The 21,786-nt window shown below is 39.3% G+C and carries 16 protein-coding genes; 14 read left to right on the top strand and 2 right to left on the bottom strand.

The window, feature by feature from the left end; genetic code table 11:
- Positions 1–36 precede the first annotated feature (36 nt).
- Positions 37–2,544: an MBL fold metallo-hydrolase gene (locus LG369_RS06015; protein ID WP_225750593.1), complete on the top strand. Its 2,508-nt coding sequence runs from the start codon at positions 37–39 to the stop codon at positions 2,542–2,544.
- Between the two features lie 116 nt (positions 2,545–2,660).
- Here the strand turns inward: LG369_RS06015 and LG369_RS06010 are convergent, their stop codons facing one another.
- Positions 2,661–4,139, bottom strand: coding sequence for an oligosaccharide flippase family protein (locus tag LG369_RS06010; RefSeq protein ID WP_225750592.1), 1,479 nt, complete (start codon positions 4,137–4,139; stop codon positions 2,661–2,663).
- Positions 4,140–4,263: 124 nt separating this feature from the next.
- Here LG369_RS06010 and mecA point away from each other — a divergent pair, with 124 nt between their 5' ends.
- The 10 genes from mecA (at position 4,264) to LG369_RS05960 (ending at position 18,716) form a co-directional block, all read left to right on the top strand.
- The gene (mecA, locus tag LG369_RS06005) at positions 4,264–5,001 is read left to right on the top strand and encodes an adaptor protein MecA (protein WP_225750591.1); all 738 of its coding nucleotides are present in this window, start codon (positions 4,264–4,266) and stop codon (positions 4,999–5,001) included.
- Between the two features lie 194 nt (positions 5,002–5,195).
- Positions 5,196–5,759, top strand: a complete 564-nt coding sequence (locus LG369_RS06000; RefSeq protein ID WP_225750590.1) for a TIGR01440 family protein — start codon at positions 5,196–5,198, stop codon at positions 5,757–5,759.
- Between the two features lies 1 nt (position 5,760).
- Positions 5,761–11,574 carry a ZmpA/ZmpB/ZmpC family metallo-endopeptidase gene (locus LG369_RS05995; RefSeq protein ID WP_225750589.1) on the top strand — a complete coding sequence of 1,938 codons (5,814 nt, stop codon included), beginning with the start codon at positions 5,761–5,763 and terminating at the stop codon, positions 11,572–11,574.
- Positions 11,575–11,732: 158 nt separating this feature from the next.
- Positions 11,733–12,293 (top strand): TlpA family protein disulfide reductase, encoded by a 561-nt coding sequence (locus tag LG369_RS05990; RefSeq protein WP_070678041.1) that lies wholly within the window; start codon positions 11,733–11,735, stop codon positions 12,291–12,293.
- Positions 12,294–12,302: 9 nt separating this feature from the next.
- Entirely contained in the window at positions 12,303–13,418 is a 1,116-nt protein-coding gene (gene msrB, locus LG369_RS05985) for a peptide-methionine (R)-S-oxide reductase MsrB (RefSeq protein ID WP_070678022.1), read from the top strand.
- A gap of 72 nt (positions 13,419–13,490) precedes the next feature.
- Entirely contained in the window at positions 13,491–15,212 is a 1,722-nt protein-coding gene (gene pabB / locus LG369_RS05980) for an aminodeoxychorismate synthase component I (protein WP_225750588.1), read from the top strand.
- Positions 15,213–15,830, top strand: coding sequence for an alpha/beta fold hydrolase (locus LG369_RS05975; protein WP_225750587.1), 618 nt, complete (start codon positions 15,213–15,215; stop codon positions 15,828–15,830).
- A 49-nt stretch (positions 15,831–15,879) separates the two neighbouring features.
- Entirely contained in the window at positions 15,880–16,710 is an 831-nt protein-coding gene (locus LG369_RS05970; protein ID WP_225750586.1) for an excalibur calcium-binding domain-containing protein, read from the top strand.
- A gap of 105 nt (positions 16,711–16,815) precedes the next feature.
- Positions 16,816–17,775, top strand: coding sequence for an ROK family glucokinase (locus LG369_RS05965; protein WP_225750585.1), 960 nt, complete (start codon positions 16,816–16,818; stop codon positions 17,773–17,775).
- A gap of 101 nt (positions 17,776–17,876) precedes the next feature.
- Positions 17,877–18,716, top strand: coding sequence for a thymidylate synthase (locus tag LG369_RS05960; protein WP_225750584.1), 840 nt, complete (start codon positions 17,877–17,879; stop codon positions 18,714–18,716).
- A 42-nt stretch (positions 18,717–18,758) separates the two neighbouring features.
- On the opposite strand, the gene LG369_RS05955 is transcribed toward LG369_RS05960, so the two are convergent.
- A complete protein-coding gene (locus tag LG369_RS05955) occupies positions 18,759–18,929 on the bottom strand; it encodes a DUF3042 family protein (protein ID WP_001051780.1) in 171 nt (56 codons plus the stop codon).
- Positions 18,930–19,051: 122 nt separating this feature from the next.
- Between LG369_RS05955 and miaA the strand changes: the two genes are divergently transcribed.
- From miaA to LG369_RS05940, 3 genes are read left to right on the top strand one after another with little or no spacing between them, the layout of a single operon-like run.
- Positions 19,052–19,936: a tRNA (adenosine(37)-N6)-dimethylallyltransferase MiaA gene (gene miaA / locus LG369_RS05950; RefSeq protein WP_225750583.1), complete on the top strand. Its 885-nt coding sequence runs from the start codon at positions 19,052–19,054 to the stop codon at positions 19,934–19,936.
- A complete protein-coding gene (gene hflX / locus LG369_RS05945) occupies positions 19,929–21,167 on the top strand; it encodes a GTPase HflX (protein ID WP_225750582.1) in 1,239 nt (412 codons plus the stop codon). The genes miaA and hflX overlap by 8 nt, the downstream gene beginning before the upstream one ends.
- Positions 21,160–21,783 (top strand): cystathionine beta-lyase, encoded by a 624-nt coding sequence (locus LG369_RS05940; RefSeq protein ID WP_225750581.1) that lies wholly within the window; start codon positions 21,160–21,162, stop codon positions 21,781–21,783. The genes hflX and LG369_RS05940 overlap by 8 nt, the downstream gene beginning before the upstream one ends.
- Positions 21,784–21,786 lie beyond the last annotated feature (3 nt).

The raw sequence follows: 21,786 nt of genomic DNA, 5'->3' as shown, positions 1-21,786 counted from the left end.
GAAAGAGTATATAAAAAAGAGAAAGTTGAATGCCTTATGAAAACTATGAAAAAATCAATATTACTTAGTGCCTTGATCTTATCGGCATCAATAATTCAAGCACAAACAGTGAATGCAGATACTATTTCAACAGGTTCAGGGAATCGTATCCACTTTATCAATACAAAAGCTAACTCTGGAAGTGATGCTATTTTACTAGAAAGTAATGGCCACTATGCTTTGATTGATATGGGAGAGGATTATGATTTTCCGGATGGAACGGATACACGTTATCCAAATCGATGGGGAATTTCTATTAACAATTATCAAGTTTTGGAAGATCGGTTGATTCGCCACCTTGATCAATTAGGTGTCAAGAAATTAGATTTTATATTAGGAACTCATGTTCATAGCGACCATATAGGTGGAGCAGATGAAATTCTTAATCGCTATCAAGTCGATAAATTCTATTTGAAAAAATATTCGGATCAACGAATTACAAGTACTTGGGGATTGTGGGATAACCTCTTCAATTATGATAATGCTCTTCGTGCTGCACAGAATAAGGGAGTTACACTTATTCAAGACATAAAAGATGAAGATAGCAAGTTCAAATTTGGGGACATGGATATTCAGCTTTATAATTATAAAAATGAATATGATTCTGATGGGAACTTAAAAAGAGTTCTTGATGATAATTCCAATTCAATTGTTGCAGTAGTAACTGTAGCAGGAAAAAGAATTTATCTTGGTGGTGATTTGGATAATGCTGAGGGAGCTGAAGATAAATTAGGGCCTGTTATTGGAAAAGTAGATATGATGAAATGGAATCACCACTACGATGCCAAGGTTTCTAATACAATTGGTTTCATAGATCACCTTTCTCCTAGTATGATTATCCAAACAACTGGAGGAGATATTAACCTCGCTTCAACGAGAGACTATCTAAAAAATAAAAATATTCAAGTGATTCATGCATCAAGTAAAACTCAGGATGCAACTGTATTTGATATTAGTGATAAAGGTTTTACAAATGTTTCAGGAGATTTTCCGAATATTCCTACTGTTGATGAGAAATGGTATCAAGAAGATGGTTACTGGAAGTATCGTTTAAAAGATGGTCAGATGGCTATCGGTTGGCAAGATATTGCTGGTGCTACATATTTCTTTAACGGAAAAGGTCAAATGCAGAGTGGTCGTTGGCTCCGTATCACTGACGAATGGAATGGAGAACCAAAATTTAATGACTACTATCTAAACAATGATGGTAAAATGCAGACGGGTGGTTGGTTCTATCATGATAATACTTGGTACTACATCCAGTCAAACGGTGCAAGACGTTACAATGAACTAGCTGAAATAGGTGGCAAAAAGTACCTATTTGATAAAGATGGTAAAATGCTTACTGGCTCACAAGTCTTTAATGGTAAGAAAATGTTCTTTGCAAGTAGTGGGGCATTACAGTCAGATGAGACAGGCTCTGGATGGCAAAAAATTGAATCAAACTGGTACTACTTTGATGAAGATGGAAAACAAATAGTTGGTAAAAAGGAAATCAATGGAGTAAACTACTACTTTGATAATAAGGGAGTTATGCAAACCGGTTGGGTCTCGATTGAAGGACATTGGAGCTATTTTGCAAGTTCCGGAGCAATGAAAACAGGCTGGATCAAGGATAAAGATACTTGGTATTACTTAGATAAAGAAGGAATCATGCAAACAGGCCTTCAAAAAATAGAAGGTACTCACTATTATCTAAATGCAAGTGGAGCCATGCAAACAGGTTGGAAATGGTTCGATAATCATTATAGCTACTTTACAAGCAGTGGAGCGATGAAAACAGGTTGGCTCAAAGAAAATGGACTTTGGTACTATCTAGATAAAGAAGGTATCATGCAAACAGGCCTCCAAGAAATCGAAGGTACTCGCTATTATCTAAATGCAAGTGGAGCTATGCAAACAGGTTGGAAATGGTTCGATAATCATTATAGCTACTTTACAAGCAGTGGAGCGATGAAAACAGGCTGGCTCAAAGAAAATGGACTTTGGTACTATCTAGATAAAGAAGGTATCATGCAAACAGGCCTCCAAGAAATCGAAGGTACTCGCTATTATCTAAATGCAAGTGGAGCTATGCAAACGGGCTGGAAGTGGTTCGATGACTCATACAGATTCTTTACAAATAGTGGAGCGATGAAGACAGGCTGGCTCAAAGAAAATGGACTTTGGTACTATCTAGATAAGGATGGTATCATGCAAACAGGCCTTCAAGAGATAAATGGGGCACGCTATTACCTCAATGCAAGTGGTGCCATGGAAACTGGCTGGAAACAACTGAATGGTAACTGGTACTATTTCCAAACAAATGGTTCTCTCCTAAGAAATGGAACAAGTCCTGACGGGTACAAGCTCAATGCAGATGGAATTTGGACGACTGTTACAACCGAGGAAACAACTCAGGAACAAACTGTGGCAAGAAGTCAGGGGCATATTTTCGAAACAACAGAAGTTGAGAGAACTCAACAAACAGAAAGCTTATCTGTTACATCTGAGGAAAAAAATTAATCTACTGAACCTAAAACACAAGCGAGCTAAGAATAGAATTAAGTTTCTAACTGATTTTTAATTAATTTTTTCTACAATAAAAACACCTATAAAGCTTAAGCTTTATAGGTGTTTTGTTAACTTCGTTTGATTTTTGCACGAACTAGATCTAGTGCATAGTGAAGGGTTTTATCCTTAATTACAAAGAGAGCGAAAGCATAATAGATTGCACATCCGGCGATTGTTGATGCCACCATGCTGAGCATAGCCATATTCACTGTGTATGAATGAACTTGGAAGAGAATTTTACAGATATAGTAAATTGGAATAAAGCCTAGTGACACAATTGTGTAGCGAGTTAATGTTCCAAAAATTTCTTTCAAATCCAAGAGTTTATGCTTCTGAATAAAGCGGATTTCAAGTAGAACCACAATTGCCTCAGCAATAATCGTTGTCCCGATGTAGTAGGCAGGAGTAAAGATGTTGTTGAAAAGGAGTAGAGAGTTTAGGATGACATTGACACCGCCCCCCATAAAGTAGAAAGCTGTTAATCGGTTTTCATGGTCATTGATAAAGATAATTTGCTTTCCAAGGATTAATTCGATAGCCCAGATAATGGTTCGAAAGGCAAAGACGCTTGTTACAATTCCTGCTTCTATATATTTCTCAGAAGAGTAAATAACAGTCGCATAGGTTCCTAAAACCATGATTCCGATACTAGTCGGAATCATGAGGAAGAAAAAGAGAGATGCACCTTGGTTGACCAGATACTTATAAGAATGAAAATCTTTTTTTCCTAAGTAGTAACCAAGTCGAGGAATGCTGACATTGATAGCTCCACTCAGGACACTAGCAATCAGCATAACAATACTTGAAGCAATAGTGTAGTAGGAGATGTAATTCTCATCAGGTCCTTTGGTAATGAACATACGGTCTAGCAAGGTGTAGAGCATATTGGCATTTGCTAGAAGCAACATGGTTAGAAGAGGCTTAGATGCTTTGATGAGTTCAATAACTTCGATCTTGACAAAGGAAACTTCTCGTTTAATCCATAGGAAGCTGAGTAGATAGTTGATAATGGTTGTTGCACTCATGATTGTAGCATAAGGAACAATATCATCAGGTGTCCTAACGAAAGCGAAGATAGCGACTAACATTCCAATACGAATCACGAGTGTTTTATAAAGGATAAAAGAATAATTCTCATAGGCTTCATTCATCCATTCGATATTCAGAAATTGGAAGAGAGCTTGGATTCCAAGGATATAGTAAAGAATTTTTAGATTGACAATACTAGTATCAAAATAAATAAAGAGGAAATAGATAGCTGTTGTTACAACTGAAGTAATGAGCGAAATATAGAACAACTTAGAAAAGACATAATTAATCTTATTTTTGTCATCCTTTACTTTACTAATTGCTCGAATCCCATAATTGTAAATCCCAAAGGCAGCTAGTGGAATGACAAAGCTCGCCCAGGTGTTAGCTGTGTTAAAGTAGCCATAATTTGATTTACTAAGAATCCGCGTTAGATAGGGATTAGTAATCAGGGGAAAAACGATGTTTAAAATATTGACCAGCAAGCTGGCCAAAGCATTAACTTTTATATTTTTCATGGAACTTTCTTTCTTACATTCTAAAATAGATACTAGTATTATATCACATTCAAACGCCATTCTTTTGATAAAATCATTTAAATCTTGTATAATAGATAGAACTGAAAGTATGAGGTTACGAACTATGAAAATGAAACAAATCAGTGATACCACACTAAAAATCACCATGTCTTTAGAAGATTTGATGGATCGTGGAATGGAAATCGCAGACTTTCTCGTTCCACAAGAAAAAACAGAAGAGTTTTTCTATGCCATTCTGGATGAGTTAGAAATGCCAGATAGTTTCTTGGATACAGGTATGCTTAGCTTCCGAGTGACACCGAAGCCTGATAAGGTCGACGTCTTTGTAACCAAGTCTAAGATTGACCAAAATTTGGATTTTGAGGATTTGGCAGACCTTCCTGACATGGATGAACTAGCAAAAATGTCTCCAGATGAGTTCTTGAAAACATTGGAAAAGACCATGGCAGAGAAAACTAAAGAAGACATTGAAGCTATTCAATCTCTAGAGCAGGTTGAAAAAGAAGAGGAAGCAGCGATTGATGAAATTGCTGAGGTGGATGAAGGGAAAAGAGAACCTTATGTCTACTACATCCTACGCTTTGACGACTTAACTAGTTTGGTTTCTTTTGCGAAAACAGTTGATTACCAAATGGAGACTTCAGAACTTTACAAAATGAACGACCAATACTATCTAACAGTCTTGGTTGATGTAGAAGATCATCCAAGTATTTATCCAGCTTGGTTATTGGCTCGCATGCGTGAATTTGCAGATGATAGTGATATTAGCCGTTCAGTTCTCCAAGAATACGGTCAAATCATCATCAATCACGATGCCGTCCAAGGACTCCGAAAAGTTTGAAGTATTTGAAAAAAGACAGAGAAATAGAATTCTCTGTTTTTTCGTTTTAGATTTGAATTTGATTAGGTTTAGACTATACGATAATTTTTGTAAACTCAATTGAGGTGCTATAGATGAATACTTTCTATTACGTCACTTAGCTTGCTAAAATAATGAAAAAACGATATCATAGAAAGAAATAAGCGAGGTAAAGTATGGACCAAGGACATTTACAAAAAGAGGTAGAGGAAATCCTAGAAGATGTGTTGGCAAAGGCTTCTCTCCATGAGGGGGCTCTCTTTGTTTTGGGCTTATCTTCCAGTGAGGTGATAGGAGGACACATCGGGAAAGCCTCTAGTCAAGAAATTGGAGAATTAATTGTTAAAAGAATCTTAGAAATCTTATCAGCTAAAGGAATCCACCTAGCAGTTCAAGGGTGCGAACATGTTAATCGGGCCTTGGTAGTAGAACGAGAGGTTGCAATCAAATACAATCTTGAGATTGTTAGTGTTCTTCCGACACTGAACGCTGGAGGATCAGGGCAATTGGCGGCCTTTCGCTATATGAAAGACCCAGTTGAGGTCGAATTTATCAAAGCTGATGCAGGACTCGATATTGGAGATACGGCTATAGGGATGCATATAAAGCATGTGCAAGTGCCTATACGTCCAGTCTTGAAATCAATCGGCCATGCACATGTAACTGCCCTCGCTAGTCGTCCCAAGCTTATTGGAGGGGCGCGTGCCCAATACCCACAAGATGCTATTAGGAAATTGTAAAATGGAAAAGAAACATATTGAAAAGGTTATAAAATATTCTATTAGAAAGTTCTCTGTTGGAGTCGGTTCTGCTGTTATCGGAGCCGTACTTTTCGGTGCTAACAACCTCTTGCTTGATCCAGTAGTGGCTAATGAAGTTTGTGAGCCAAATCAGGTACACTATCGTTATTTAGCAGAGCAAGAGCTAACAGAAGCTGAAAAGGCCCTTATTCATAAGGAACTTCCTTCTGATTTAAAACAAGATGATGTTGTTTATCTTGTTTACCGAAGGAAAGCCACTATTTCTCAGGAATTACCAAAAACTGGAAGTAAAGAGCTAGGTCTCGTTGGTTTTGGCTTTGCGACAGCTGCATTAGCTGTACTAGTGTTCTCTAAGAAGCGACCTAATAAGATAGCAGGTATTCTTTTTATTGGTGCACTTGGAGGTAGCTACTTCATTCCTCAGACTATTCAAGCTTTTGAAAATCAAATTCTTTTATCTTATAACCAAACAATTTCTGCTTGTAGTCAAGAAGATTTAGCCAACGGAGTTATTCAAATTGATGGATATGACTACATTGGTTACTTCAAAGAAGCTGATTTGAAGGTTTCAATGCCTGAAAATAATCAAGGCAATAACTTGATTACAGATAAAGTGACACAAGAAGCTCGTGAAGGCGAATCACTTGTTCAACCAGAGCTTCCAACCTACAGCGAAGAGACTACAACTACAGCAACACAGGGAGAAACTCAAGGAAGCGAATCTCTCGTTCAGCCAGAACCTCCTGTTCATACAAGTGAAGAAACAACAGAGAGCACCCAAGAAGAAGCTCCTATTGGTGAATCCCCTGTCAAACCAGAGTCTCCAGCCCAACCAGAGAATAGTACAGCTAAGGGTACTCAAGAAGAAGGTCATGTAGGCGAATCTCCAATCCAACCGGAATTACCAGCCTATACAGGAGAAGTAACTGATAAAGGAACTCAAGAAGAAGGCCATGTAGGCGAATCTCCAATCCAACCGGAATTACCAGCCTATACAGGAGAAGTAACAGCCAAGGGTACTCAGGAAGAAGGTCATGTAGGCGAATCTCCAATCCAACCGGAATTACCAGCCTATACAGGAGAAGTAACAGCCAAGGGTACTCAGGAAGAAGGTCATGTAGGCGAATCTCTAATCCAACCGGAACTCCCAGCCTATACAGATGAAGTAACAGCTAAGGGCACTCAAGAAGAAGGACACGAAGGTGAACCTCTCATTCAACCGAGCTTGCCAGAATACAATGTGACTGAGTCAACTGTGACTGAAACAGAAACTGTTACAATTCCATATTCTACAGAATACCTATCGGATTCTAATCGCTATACAGACGAAGAAAGTGTTGTTCAAAAGGGTGAAGTTGGTAGTCAACTCATACATCGTGTCTATAAAACTGTAGATGGGGAGAAAGTTGGCGAAGCTATCACCACTAGTACGGAAGTTGTTAAAGCTCCTGTAGCTGAAAAAATCAGTCGCGGAACCAAAGCAATTGAAGGCCAAACCGAAGAAGTTTCTGTTGAAGAAGTTCCTTTTAAAACGATAACGGAACAAGATTCTAGTCTACTCAAGGGAACTGAAACAGTTGCTCAGGTTGGTAAGAATGGTAAGAAGAAAATTACTAAAGTCTACAAGACTATCAAGGGTGTGAAAACTGCAGATGCACCTACTGTTTCAGAAGAAGTTCTTGAACAGGCACAAGACCACATTATCAAAAAAGGTACTAAGGAATTAGAAAAACCTACTCTAACATTAACTAAAGTTGATACAGAAGAATTGAATCGAAGTGCAAATGCAACTTATAGCCTTAAAAAACCAGATGGAGTGACTATCAAATCTATTCAAGCAGTGTTGAAAAAAGGCGATCAAGTTATTAAGACATTTGCTATTTCAGAGTCTAATCTTGCGACAGCTTTAGCTGATTTAGATTATTACAAGGATTATACACTTGCAACGACCATGGTGTATGATCGTGGTAATGGTGACGAGGAAGAAGTTCTTAAGGAAGAACCATTGAGAATCGACCTTAAAAAAGTTGAAGTCAAAAATATTAAGGAAACAAGCTTAATCAGTGTGGATGACCAAGGTAATGAGACCGATAGTAGTCTCTTGTCCGAGAAACCATCGAATGTTAAGCCATACTACTTAAAAGTTACGACTTACGATAACAAGGTTACGAAACTAGCTGTTGATAAAATCGAAGAAGTTACTGTAGATGGAGATAAACTATACAAGGTAACTGCAAAAGCACCAGATTTGATTCAACGTACTGCAGAAAATCGTTTCACTGAAGAGTATGTACACTATTTGCCTAAACCAAAAGCTCATGAAGGTGATGTGTATTACGACTTTTATGAACTTGTAAAAGCTATGCAAGCAAATCCTACTGGTACCTTTAAGCTTGGTAGCAATATGAATGCTAATAATGTACCACCGGCTGGCAAATCTTATGTAACCAATGCCTTTAAAGGTTCATTAGGAAGTACTGATGGTAATAAATTTGCTATTCATAATATCACTAGACCATTATTTGGAAACATTGAAGGTGGTTCTGTTAAGGATCTCTTACTGGAAAATGTCAATATTGATATGCCTGGAGTTGATCGAGTAGCTCCAATCGCAGGTGTTATCAAAAACAATGCAACTATTGAAAATGTCAAAGTAACCGGAAGTGTTGTTGGTAACAATGATGTAGCTGGTATTATCAATAAAATTGATGGTAGTGGAAAAGTAAGTAATGTCGCCTTTATCGGTAAACTTCACGCTGCTGGCAATAGAGGAGGCTATTTAGCTGGTATTCTTGGTGAAAACTGGAAGGGTGTTGTTGAGAAAGCATACGTTGATGCTGAGATCACTGGTAATAAAGCAAAAGCTGCAGGACTAGTCTATTCATCTCAAAATGGTGCTAATAACTACACGGTCGGTACAGAAGGGGTCCTAAGAAATTCAGTTGCTAAAGGTTCTATCGAACTGAAAGAAGCCGTTCAGTCTGGTGGATTGCTGGGTACTAACTGGGCCTTAGGTACTATTGAAGACAACATCACTATGATGAAAGTCAAAACAGGTGAGATGGTGTTTGGTCACTCAGATATTGATGCTGACGACTACTTCACATATTCAAGAACCAAACGTAATTATAGTGTTGATGGCGTGAGTGAAGGTAAAAAATCCTTTAACAATTCACGTAAAATTCCAAGTATCTCACTGGCTGAGGCCGAGAAGAAAATTGAAGCAATGGGAATCACTGCTGATAAATTTACCAGCAGCAAACCTATTGAAGACAAGCTTAATAACAGTCTAAACAAAGACGATCAGTACAAAGCAATTGATAGTTATGATACGAATCGTGAGCTAGCTTACCGTAATATCGCAAAACTTCAACCTTTCTATAATAAGGAGTGGATTGTAGACCAAGGTAATAAATTAGCCGCAGGAAGTCCTCTCTTGACTAAAGAAGTATTGTCTGTAACTGCTATGAAAGGCAATACCTTTGTGACGGAATTAGCTGATGCTGATCATATTATGATCCACTATGCAGATAAGACAAAAGATATCTTTACCATTTCACCTAAAGATTCAAAAGTGAAACAAGTGAAAGAGTATGGTATTGCAGAACTTGGTGAAGTTGTTTATACTCCGAATATGGTTGACAAGGACCGTCGTGATCTCATCAATGCTATTGTTGAAAAATTAAGTCCTGTGGAATTACAATCTGATCCAATCTACACGCACCTTGGTAGAACTGGTCCAAATAAAGTTAATGCTATTAAGAACCTTTATCTTGAAGAAACCTTCAAAGAAGTTAAGGATAATCTTACTAAATTTGTGAAACAGTTAGTTGAAAATGAGGATCATCAATTAAACACAGATGAAGCTGCTAAACGTGCTTTGATCAAGAAAATTGATGATAACAAGGCAGCGGTTCTCCTTGGACTATCTTACCTTAACCGTTATTACGGAGTGAAGTTTGATGATTTCAATATCAAGCAACTCATGTTGTTCAAGCCAGACTTTTATGGTAAGAATGTAAGTGTATTAGACCGTTTGATTGAAATTGGTTCAAAAGAAGATTATGTCAAAGGAACTCGTACACACGATGCCTTCCGTGAAGTAGTTGCTAAAAATACTCTTTCTGGCAACCTAAATGACTTCCTGAAATATAACATGGAACTCTTCACAAAAGATACAGACTTGAATGATTGGTTTATAAAAGCAACTAAAGATAATGTCTATATCGTGGAACCAAAAACAACAAATCCTGATTTTGCTGATAAGAAACATAGAGCTTACGAAGGCTTAAATAACGATATGCATGGCAAGATGATTTTACCACTCTTGAACTTAAAAGATGCCCATATGTTCTTGATTTCAACATATAATACCATGGCCTACAGTTCATTTGAAAAGTATGGTAAGAACACTGAAGCAGAGCGTAATGCCTTCAAAGCTGAAATTGATAAGGTTGCTAAAGGACAACAGAATTACCTAGATTTCTGGTCACGTCTATCTCTAGATAAAGTACGTAATCAGCTCTTGAAGAGCAATAATATGGTTCCAACACCTGTACTGGACAACCAGAATTATAAAGGCATTAGTACTGACCGTTATGGCCATACAAACAGTGGTAAAGATGTGGCACCTATCCGTGAATTGTATGGACCTACAGACCGTTACCATGCGACTGATTGGCGTATGGGAGCTGTTGCTCGCGTTTATGCGAATCCATATAAGGATGATTCTGTCTTCTTTATGGTGACGGACATGATTAGTGATTTTGGGGTATCTGCCTTTACTCATGAAACAACTCACGTCAATGACCGAATGGTATACCTAGGTGGCTCAAGACACCGTGAAGGAACAGATCTTGAAGCATTTGCTCAAGGAATGTTACAAACTCCGTCAGTATCAAATCCAAATGGTGAGTACAAAGCCCTAGGTCTCAACATGGCTTATGAACGTCCAAACGATGGAAATCAATGGTATAACACTAATCCAAATGACCTTAAATCACGTGATGAAATTGATCGTTACATGAAGGGCTATAATGACACTCTCATGCTTCTAGATTATCTTGAAGGAGAAGCTGTCCTCAATAAAGCAAATCAAGATTTAAACAATGCTTGGTTCAAGAAAGTAGACAAACAGTACCGAGGAAACAACACCAAGAATCAATTCGATAAGGTTCGACCTTTAAGTGATGATGAAAAGACTATTCCTTTGCATACAGTAAATGATCTCATTACCAACAACTTTATGACCAATCGTGGTCCAGGTAATAGAGTTTATAATCCATCTGACTTTGATTCTGCTTATGTGAATGTTCCAATGATGACCGGTATCTATGGTGGTAATACCAGTGAAGGTGCTCCTGGAGCTATGTCATTCAAACATAATACTTTTAGAATCTGGGGTTACTATGGCTACGAAAAAGGCTTCCTAAACTATGCTTCTAACATGCTAAAAGCTGAATCTAAAAAAGCTGGTAAAGATACTCTAGGTGATGACTTCATCATTAACAAGATTTCTGAAGGAAAATTCAACAATCTCGAAGATTGGAAGAAAGCTTACTTCGAAGAAGTAGTGAATAACGCTAAAAATGGAATTCAATCTATTGAAATCGATGGTAAAACATACAATAGCTATGAAGACTTGAAGCGTGCATTTGCTGAAGCAGTTGATAAAGATAAGACCACTCTAAGTAATGGTTCTGTCAAATTTGACAACACCGTATCACTTAAAGAAAAACTCTTTAAGAAACTTCTTCAACAAACAGATAGCTTTAAAACTTCTATCTTTAAATAATCAATTGACTCTCACCTGCTTAGCAGGTGGGAGTTTTTTGTGCAAGAAAAGATGCCTTATTTTCCAAGCAGATTTCAAGTATTTTTAGTCCGCTAGTTATATAATAGAGATATAATACAATATCTATATTCATATGATGAACGAGAAAGGTGATGAAGATGAAAAAATGGCAAACATCTGTATTGGTCTGTGCTAGTTTGCTTTGTCTATCGGCTTGTAAAAATCAGTCAGCAAACCAGGCTGATAATCAGAGTGGAGACAAACAAGGGCAAGTTAGCTCTCAAATGGCAAAACAAGGGGAAGAAGTTCCAGACTTTGAGCTCACTGGAGTTGATGGTAAAACTTATCGTCTATCAGATTACAAAGGCAAAAAAGTCTATCTCAAATTTTGGGCATCTTGGTGCTCTATTTGTCTAGCCAGCCTCCCTGATACAGATGAGCTGGCTAAAGAAGAAAGTGATGACTATATCATCTTGACAGTGATTTCTCCTGGTCAAAAAGGGGAACAAGCAGAAGAAGCCTTCCAAAAATGGTATCAAGGATTGGACTATAAAAATCTCCCTGTCCTTCTAGACCCTTCGGGACAACTTTTAGCGAGTTACGGAGTTCGTTCTTATCCGACTCAGGCCTTTATTGATAAAGAAGGTAAACTAGTTAAGACCCAGCCAGGCTTTATGGACAAGGAAACTATTTTAGAGAATTTAAAGACTATGAATTAGAGGATTATTATGAATGATAAATTAAAAACAATACTCTTAATTGGAGTGATCATTTGCATCATCATCGGAATTTTGTTTCTTTTGGAAAGAAGAAGCGCTAGCTACACCGATACCTCTCAAATTGAGAAGGCAGCAGTTAGTCAAGGGCAAAAAGTCACGAAAAAAACTGAGCCAAGTAAAGATGCTGACTTACATGAAATCTATCTAGCGGGAGGCTGTTTCTGGGGAGTTGAAGAGTATTTTTCAAGAGTAGCAGGTGTGACAGATGCTGTTTCTGGCTATGCGAATGGCAGAGGAGAAACAACCCAGTATGAATTGATTGGCCAAACAGGCCATGCTGAGACTGTTCATGTGACCTACGATGCCAATCAAATTTCTCTAAAAGAAATCTTGCTCCATTATTTCCGCATTATCAATCCAATCAGTAAGAATAAGCAGGGAAATGATGTGGGAACTCAGTACAGAACAGGAGTCTACTATAAGGACGAGCAGGACCTAGAAGTCATCAATCAAGTCTTTGATCAAGTTTCTAAGAAATACGAGCAACCTCTAGCGGTTGAAAAGGAAGCCTTAAGTAATTTTATCGTGGCTGAAGACTACCACCAAGATTATCTCCAGAAAAATCCAAATGGATATTGCCATATCAATGTCAATCAAGCAGCCTATCCTGTTATTGATGCGAGTAAATATCCAAAACCGAGTGACGATGAATTGAAAAAACTCCTCTCTCCTGAGGAATATGCAGTGACTCAAAATAGTCAAACAGAACGGGCCTTTTCAAATCGTTACTGGGATAAATTTGAAGCAGGTATTTATGTGGATGTAGCAACAGGTGAACCTCTCTTTTCTTCGAAAGATAAATTTGAATCGGGCTGTGGTTGGCCAAGTTTTACCCAGCCTATCAGTCCAGATGTTGCGACCTACAAGGAAGACAAGTCTTATAATATGGTCAGAACAGAAGTCAGAAGCCGAACTGGTGATTCCCACTTAGGACATGTCTTTACAGACGGACCTCAGGACAAGGGAGGTCTACGCTATTGTATCAATAGTCTATCCATCCGCTTTATTCCGAAGGATCAAATGGAAGAAAAAGGTTATGGTTATTTGTTGGATTATGTTGAGTAAGTTTTCTCAACCATATTAGTTAAAAAGCCAGATCTCCTGTTTGGGGTCTGGCTTTTATGGTATACTTAGGATATGCATAGAAAAACAGTGATTGATTTTAGGGCTTTGGGCGAGAGATACACCTTTACCAAGCCTATCAAAGAGTTAAAAACCAGAGATTTAGCAGAAGTGACAGACTTACTGGCACAAGTGGAAAGCTACCAAGAACAGGGCTATTATGTGGTGGGTTATGTCAGCTATGAGGCTGCACCTGCTTTTGATGAGAAGTTAGTGGTTCACGAGGGTCCCTTGTTAGGAGAGTATCTCCTCTATTTCACTATTCATGATAGTGTAGAAAAATCCAGTATCCCTCTGACTTATGAGGAGGTGGATTTGCCATCAGACTGGCAGGAAGTAACATCTCCAGAGGCCTATGAAATGGCGATTACGCAAATTCACCATCATTTAAGACAAGGAGATACCTATCAGGTCAATTATACTGTCCAACTCAAGCAGGAGTTGTCTACAAATCCTTTTGCTATCTATAATCGTATGGTGGTGGAGCAGGAAGCGGGATATAATGCTTACGTAGAGCATGATGATATGGCAGTGATTTCCATGAGTCCAGAACTCTTTTTTGAGCAAAATGGTCGTGAGTTGACGACTCGTCCTATGAAGGGGACGACTAAACGTGGTCTGACTGACGATAAAGACTTGAAAGAGGCCACTTGGCTGGAACAGGATCCCAAAAATCGTTCAGAAAACATGATGATAGTAGACCTCTTGCGAAATGATATGAATCGTATTTCTGAGGTTGGTAGTGAGCATGTGGAGCATTTATGCCAAGTAGAGCAGTATTCTACAGTGTGGCAGATGACTTCGACTATCAAGAGTCAGTTACGACCGGATGTTGATCTAGTAGAAATCTTCCGTTCGCTCTTTCCATGTGGCTCCATCACAGGAGCTCCCAAGATAGCGACCATGGAAATTATCAAAAACTTGGAACCACAAGCTAGAGGAGTTTACTGTGGAACTGTTGGCCTCCTACTTCCCAATGGACGACGGATTTTCAATGTAGCTATTCGAACTATTCAACTGCATGGAGGGCAAGCTATCTATGGTGTCGGAGGTGGCATCACTTGGGATAGTACTTGGGAGTCAGAATACCGTGAAGTCCATCAAAAGGCAGCTGTTCTTTACCGAAAACAACCTCGTTTTAAATTGATTACGACAGGGAAAATCAGCCAGAAAAAATTGCTCTTTGAAAAGCAACATCTAGAAAGATTGAAAAAGGCTAGTCGTTATTTTGCCTTTCCATTTGACCAAGAAGTTTTGAAACAAAAAATAGAGAAGGAGTACCAGTCTTGTGGCGTCCATCAAGATTATCGGATACGAATCAGTCTCAGCAAATCTGGAGAGATTGAAATTGAACGACAAGTATTGACAACGCTTAGCTCTAGTTTTTGTCAGGCCAAGCTTTGTCAGCAAGAAGCTGATTTGGAGCAGGTCTTTACCTACTTTAAGACGACACACCGACCACATTTGACAGTGGGAGAGCAGGAAATCATCTATCACACTGCTGATGGAAAATTACTTGAAACCTCTATTGGGAATCTGGTCTTAAAAATGGATGGCAAGCTCTATACACCTCCTAGTCAGCTAGGTCTTTTACCAGGAATTTATCGCCAGCATTTACTTGAAATCGGGCAGCTGGAAGAGAGGGTCTTAACCATAGAAGATTTGAAGCAAGCAGAAGTCATCTATGGCTGTAATGCAGTGAGAGGCTTGTATGAGTTGTCAGTAAAGGAGGACTAAATGAAACTAATATTTTTACACGGTTTAGGACAGTCAGCATATAGTTGGAAAGAAGTTCAGGATTTTCTCGCAGATTATCCCTCTGAAGCCCTAGAGTTATTCCCTTCCGGAGTTGCTACCTACCAAGAAGCTAAGGAGCGCATTTATCAGCACTTGTCAGAGGAGACAGAACCTTTTGTCTTAATCGGTTTGTCCTTAGGGGCTGCACTTGCATTGGAGCTTTCAAGTTCTGATATATCAAATCTTCAGGCCTTGGTTTTGTCAGGCTGTCCACTGAAACTAGCGGGTAACATTCCTTTTTATATTCAGTTGCTGATATTTAAATTGCTTCCCAAAAGGATATTTGAGAAACAGGGAGCAGATAAGGCTCTTATGGTTGGAGTTTCTGAGGAATTAAAGACACTTGATTTAAGAGAGATTGCAAGGAATTGTCCCTATCCAAGCTTGTTAATTTGTGGTAGTCAGGATAAGCCTAATCTCAGTTCAATGAAAGCTATTCAAGAACTGATGCCAAATTCCCAGTTCCAGATTATCCCTGAGGGCCCTCATATCTTGAATAGGGCCAAACCAAAAGAGTTTGCAGAAATAACTAGAAGTTTTCTTGAATTGCTGAAATAAGTTTGATAAAATAATATCGAGATTAATATTATAATTTTAGGAGGAAATCATGAACAAACGTCATTTATTAAAACTTGGTCTAGCTTCTTTACCTGCTCTAGCTTTGTTTTTACATCCAGTTGTGGCAGATGAAAGTATCCATTTTTCAAGCTGTAAGGAAGCTTGGGAGAATGGTTATGCAGATATTCATAAGGGAGAACCAGGGTATTCTGCTACTTTAGATAAAGATCATGATGGGATTGCCTGTGAATCAAAGAATGCGCCTAAGGGTGTTTTAAAAGAGAAAAAGTCGAGTACATCTCAAACTAACGCCAATGTAGCACCTACCCCAAGTGTAGCAGCTGAAAGTGGCTGGGTTCGTCAAAATGGGTCTTGGTACTATTTTTCTGAAAATGGGAAAACAGTAACAAATACTTGGCAGGGTGCTTACTATCTCAAGTCAGATGGAAGAATGGCTGAGAATGAGTGGGTATACGATAACTATTACCAAGCCTGGTATTACCTTAAATCAGATGGATCTTATGCACGTAATGCTTGGCAGGGAAGTTACTATCTCAAATCAGATGGTAAGATGGCTCAGGGTGAATGGATTTATGATTCTTACTACCAAGCCTGGTATTACCTCAAATCAGATGGAGCTTATGCGCATAATACTTGGCAAGGTTCATATTACCTCAAGTCAAATGGGAAAATGGCTCAGAGTGAGTGGATCTATGATTCTTCTTACCAAGCCTGGTATTACTTGAAATCAGATGGATCTTATGCTCGCAATGCATGGCAAGGAAATTACTATTTGAAATCGGATGGTAAAATGGCTAAGAATGAGCGAGTGGATGGTGGACGCTATTATGTAGATGCTTCTGGTTTGTGGAAACCATAGAGTAGAAATAATCTGGAAAGGTAATGCAAAGCTTTGCACAAATCTAACGATTTTGTTATACTATGTCTGTAAGCATTTCCATTAATAAATATAAAGGAGAAAAAGATGAGTCAAAAGATTATTGGGATTGACCTTGGTGGAACTTCTGTCAAGTTTGCAATTTTAACTCAAGAAGGAGAAATCCAAGAAAAATGGTCTATTAAAACTAACATTTTGGATGAAGGAAGCCATATCGTAGACGATATGATTGAATCAATTCAACATCGTTTGAACTTGCTTGGATTGTCAGCTACGGATTTCCAAGGGATTGGTATGGGTTCACCTGGTGTGGTTGATCGTGAAAATGGAACTGTTATCGGAGCCTACAACCTCAACTGGAAAACTCTTCAACCAATCAAAGAAAAGATGGAAAAAGCCTTGGGTATTCCATTCTTTATTGACAATGACGCTAACGTAGCTGCTCTTGGTGAGCGTTGGATGGGGGCCGGTGAAAACCAACCAGACGTTGTCTTTATGACTCTGGGTACAGGTGTTGGTGGCGGTATCGTGGCAGAAGGCAAATTGCTCCACGGTGTTGCAGGTGCTGCAGGTGAACTTGGACACATCACTGTTGACTTTGACCAACCAATCCCATGTACTTGTGGTAAAAAAGGCTGTCTTGAGACAGTAGCTTCAGCAACAGGTATTGTCAACTTGACTCGTCGTTATGCAGATGAGTATGAAGGTGATGCAGCCTTAAAACGCTTGATTGATGACGGAGAAGAAGTAACTGCTAAAACCGTCTTTGATTTGGCAAAAGAAGGGGACGACCTCGCTTTGATCGTTTACCGTAACTTCTCACGTTACTTGGGTATTGCATGTGCCAACATCGGTTCTATCCTAAATCCATCAACAATCGTTATCGGTGGTGGAGTTTCAGCTGCTGGGGAATTCCTTCTCCAAGGTGTGCAAAAGGTTTATGATGAAAATACCTTCCCACAAGTTCGTACAACAACGAAATTAGCTCTTGCGACTCTAGGAAATGACGCTGGAGTTATCGGAGCAGCATCTCTTGTCTTGCAATAAGAAACAAAAGAAGGAGAAAATCACTATCTTGAAGCGAGTGATTTTCCTCCTTTCTTTTTTTATGCTATACTAGTTAAGAATAAACGTTGAGGAGAGAGTAAATGACAAAAGCAGATAAGATTTTTAAAGAAAATATTGAGCGAATTCTCAATGAAGGAGTCTTTTCAGAACAAGCTCGTCCCAAGTATAAGGATGGAACAGTTGCCAACTCCAAGTACATTACAGGTGCTTTTGCAGAGTATGATTTGTCTAAGGGTGAATTTCCAATTACAACCTTGCGTCCAATTGCTATCAAATCAGCCATTAAAGAAGTGCTCTGGATTTACCAAGATCAATCAAATAGCCTGGAAGTTCTCAATGATAAGTACAATGTTCACTACTGGAATGACTGGGAAGTAGGAGATACAGGGACAATCGGTGAGCGTTACGGGGCTGTTGTTAAGAAGCATGACATCATTAACAAGATTCTCAAACAGTTGGAAGCTAATCCTTGGAACCGTCGTAATATCATCTCTCTCTGGGACTACCAAGCCTTCGAAGAAACAGATGGCCTTCTTCCGTGTGCCTTCCAGACCATGTTTGATGTCCGTCGAGTAGATGGGGAAATTTACCTGGATGCAACCTTGACCCAGCGTTCTAACGATATGCTGGTTGCTCATCACATCAATGCCATGCAGTATGTAGCTCTTCAAATGATGATTGCCAAACACTTTGGTTGGAAAGTTGGAAAATTCTTCTATTTTATCAATAACCTTCATATCTATGACAATCAATTTGAACAAGCTCAGGAATTGCTCCGTCGTGAACCTTCAAATTGCCAACCACGTTTGGTCTTGAATGTACCAGACAAGACCAACTTCTTTGATATTAAAGCAGAAGATTTTGAGTTGGTTGACTATGATCCAGTGAAACCGCAATTGAAATTTGATTTGGCTATTTAAGAACAACAAAAGAAGTTGGAATTTCCAACTTCTTTTTGTTTATTAGCGTGATACGCGACGGCGAGCTGCTTTTTTACGGTTTTCTTCGATGAAAGCTGCTTTTTGTTCTTCTGGTTCAATCACTTTCTTTTTGAATGCGTATACTGCACCTGCAACAGCAGCCACAGTTCCTGCAACACCTGTTACGAGACCTTTAGCAAATCCTTTAGCCATGAGTCTTCCTCCTTTTATTTATAAATCAGACGGAAATAGCTTAAGAGATAGCATTTTTCTGCCTGTCCATTTTGTGATATAATAATAGTAACGAAAAAATGGGAATTTTTCAAGGAAAAACGATGAAAACAAAAATAATTGTGATTGTTGGTCCAACAGCTGTTGGAAAGACTGCACTAGCCATTGAAGTTGCTCAGCGATTTAATGGCGAAGTAGTCAGTGGAGATAGCCAACAAGTCTACCGAGGGCTAGATATTGGAACGGCCAAGGCTAGTCCAGAGGAGCAGGCAACTGTCCCTCATCACTTGATTGATGTGAGAGATGTAACCGAGTCTTACTCGGCTTTTGATTTTGTTTCAGAGGCCAAGACAGCTATTGAGGATATTCAAAGCCGAGGTAAGCTTGCAATTATTGCTGGTGGGACTGGACTTTATATCCAGAGTCTGCTAGAAGGCTATCATCTTGGTGGGGAGACACCCCATGAGGATATTTTAGCTTATCGTGCTAGTCTAGAACCTTTTTCAGATGAGGAGTTAGCACATCTGGTGGATCAAGCAGGCCTTGAAATTCCCCAATTTAATCGTCGCCGTGCTATGCGTGCCTTGGAAATTGCCCATTTTGCTCAAGATTTGGAAAATCAAGAGACTTTATATGAGCCACTGGTTATTTGTTTGGACGATGAGCGCAGTCAATTGTATGAACGGATTAACCATCGTGTGGATTTCATGTTTGAAGCTGGACTATTGGATGAGGCCAAGTGGTTGTTTGACCATTATCCAGATGTGCAGGCAGCCAAAGGTATTGGATACAAGGAACTTTTTCCTTATTTTAGAGGGGAGCAAAGTTTGGAGGAGGCTAGCGATAGTCTCAAGCAGGCGACTCGTCGATTTGCCAAGCGCCAGCTAACCTGGTTCCGCAATCGCATGCAGGTGACCTTTTATCAGATAGGAGAATCTGGTGTAAAAGAGCGTATTTTAAGCCAGATTGAGGAGTTTTTAAATGATTGAAACGGAGAAAAAAGAGGAGCGAGTCCTGCTGATTGGTGTTGAACTCCAGGGCATGGATAATTTTGATCTCTCCATGGAAGAACTGGCTAGTCTAGCTAAAACAGCAGGGGCAGTTGTAGTCGATAGTTACAGACAAAAACGTGAAAAATACGATTCCAAGACCTTCGTCGGATCTGGTAAGTTGGAAGAAATTGCTCAAATGGTGGACGCAGAAGAAATCACAACTGTCATCGTCAATAATCGCTTGACTCCACGGCAAAATGTCAATTTAGAGGAAGTCTTAGGTGTCAAGGTCATTGACCGTATGCAGTTGATTTTGGATATCTTTGCTATGAGAGCTCGAAGCCATGAAGGTAAGCTACAAGTTCATCTTGCACAACTCAAGTATCTCTTGCCTCGTTTGGTTGGTCAGGGGATTATGCTCAGCCGTCAGGCAGGGGGAATTGGTTCCCGTGGTCCAGGTGAGAGTCAGCTGGAGCTTAACCGTCGTAGCGTTCGAAATCAGATTACAGATATCGAACGTCAACTCAAGGTAGTTGAGAAAAATCGAGCGACAGTTCGAGAAAAACGCTTGGAGTCAAGTACCTTTAAGATTGGTTTGATTGGTTACACCAATGCTGGGAAGTCAACTATTATGAACACCTTGACCAGCAAGACCCAGTATGAAGCAGATGAATTATTTGCGACTTTGGATGCGACGACTAAGAGCATCCATCTGGGGGGCAATCTACAGGTAACCTTGACAGATACCGTTGGATTTATCCAAGACCTACCGACAGAGTTGGTGTCGAGTTTTAAATCAACCCTAGAAGAAAGCAAGCATGTAGATCTCCTGGTCCATGTCATCGATGCCAGCAATCCTTATCATGAGGAACATGAAAAAACAGTCCTCTCTATCATGAAAGACTTGGACATGGAGGATATTCCTCGCTTGACCCTTTATAATAAAGCAGATTTGGTGGAAGACTTTACGCCTACTCAAACGCCTTATGCCTTGATTTCGGCAAAGTCCAAGGATAGTCGAGAACAGTTGCAAGCTTTATTGCTAGATAAGATCAAGGAAATTTTTGAAGCATTTACCCTGCGCGTGCCTTTTTCTAAGTCTTATAAGATTCATGATTTGGAAAGTGTTGCGATTCTAGAAGAGCGTGACTACCAAGATGACTGTGAGGTCATCACTGGCTACATTGCAGATAGAAACAAATGGAGATTAGCGGAATTTTATGACTGATATCAAAACATTAGCTCTCAAGTATGGTGGCTATACAAGTCTAGACAAGGTCTATCTGGACCAACTTTTAGCTGGTAGGTCTGAAGAGGAGCAACTAGCTCTCATTACACCTCCACCTAGCGTAGTGAATGCCTACTTTGCCGAGCTCTACCAGAAAAAGAGCCCAGAGGCTGCGACCGATTATTTTGCAGAAGTCAGCCAAGAACTGAACCTCTACAATGCTGAGCCAAGTTTTACCATAGAGAATAAGCCTTTTATTCGCCTTAACCTATCTGGTAAATCCTTTGGATTTTGCTACGAGAGTGAAGGACTGGGGAGGATTTTCTCAGAGAACGAGGAAGCAATTACGGATGAATTACTCTTTGAGATAGCGCAAATTTTTCCCCATCAGTTAGTTTTTGTAGAGTCTGGTAAGATTTACATGAAGGCGATTGGTGAAGAGGAAGTAGTTAGCCTGGAAAATCTCACAGCTTTGACAGATTTGGAAAATTTAGCAGATGGAAGAAAGCTACTTAAGGGATATAGCCAAGAGGATTTACTGCAAGAAGCTAGAGCTTTTTCTGGCAAGTTTTATTATCGCTCAGAAAATCGCACTGCTATGTTATATATTGATTAATTA

The sequence above is a fragment of the Streptococcus sp. Marseille-Q4154 genome, from assembly GCF_916700545.1.
GTDB lineage: Bacteria > Bacillota > Bacilli > Lactobacillales > Streptococcaceae > Streptococcus > Streptococcus infantis_I.
Note: the sequence above shows the minus strand (reverse complement) of the source record. Positions and strands in the feature narration are given on the sequence as shown.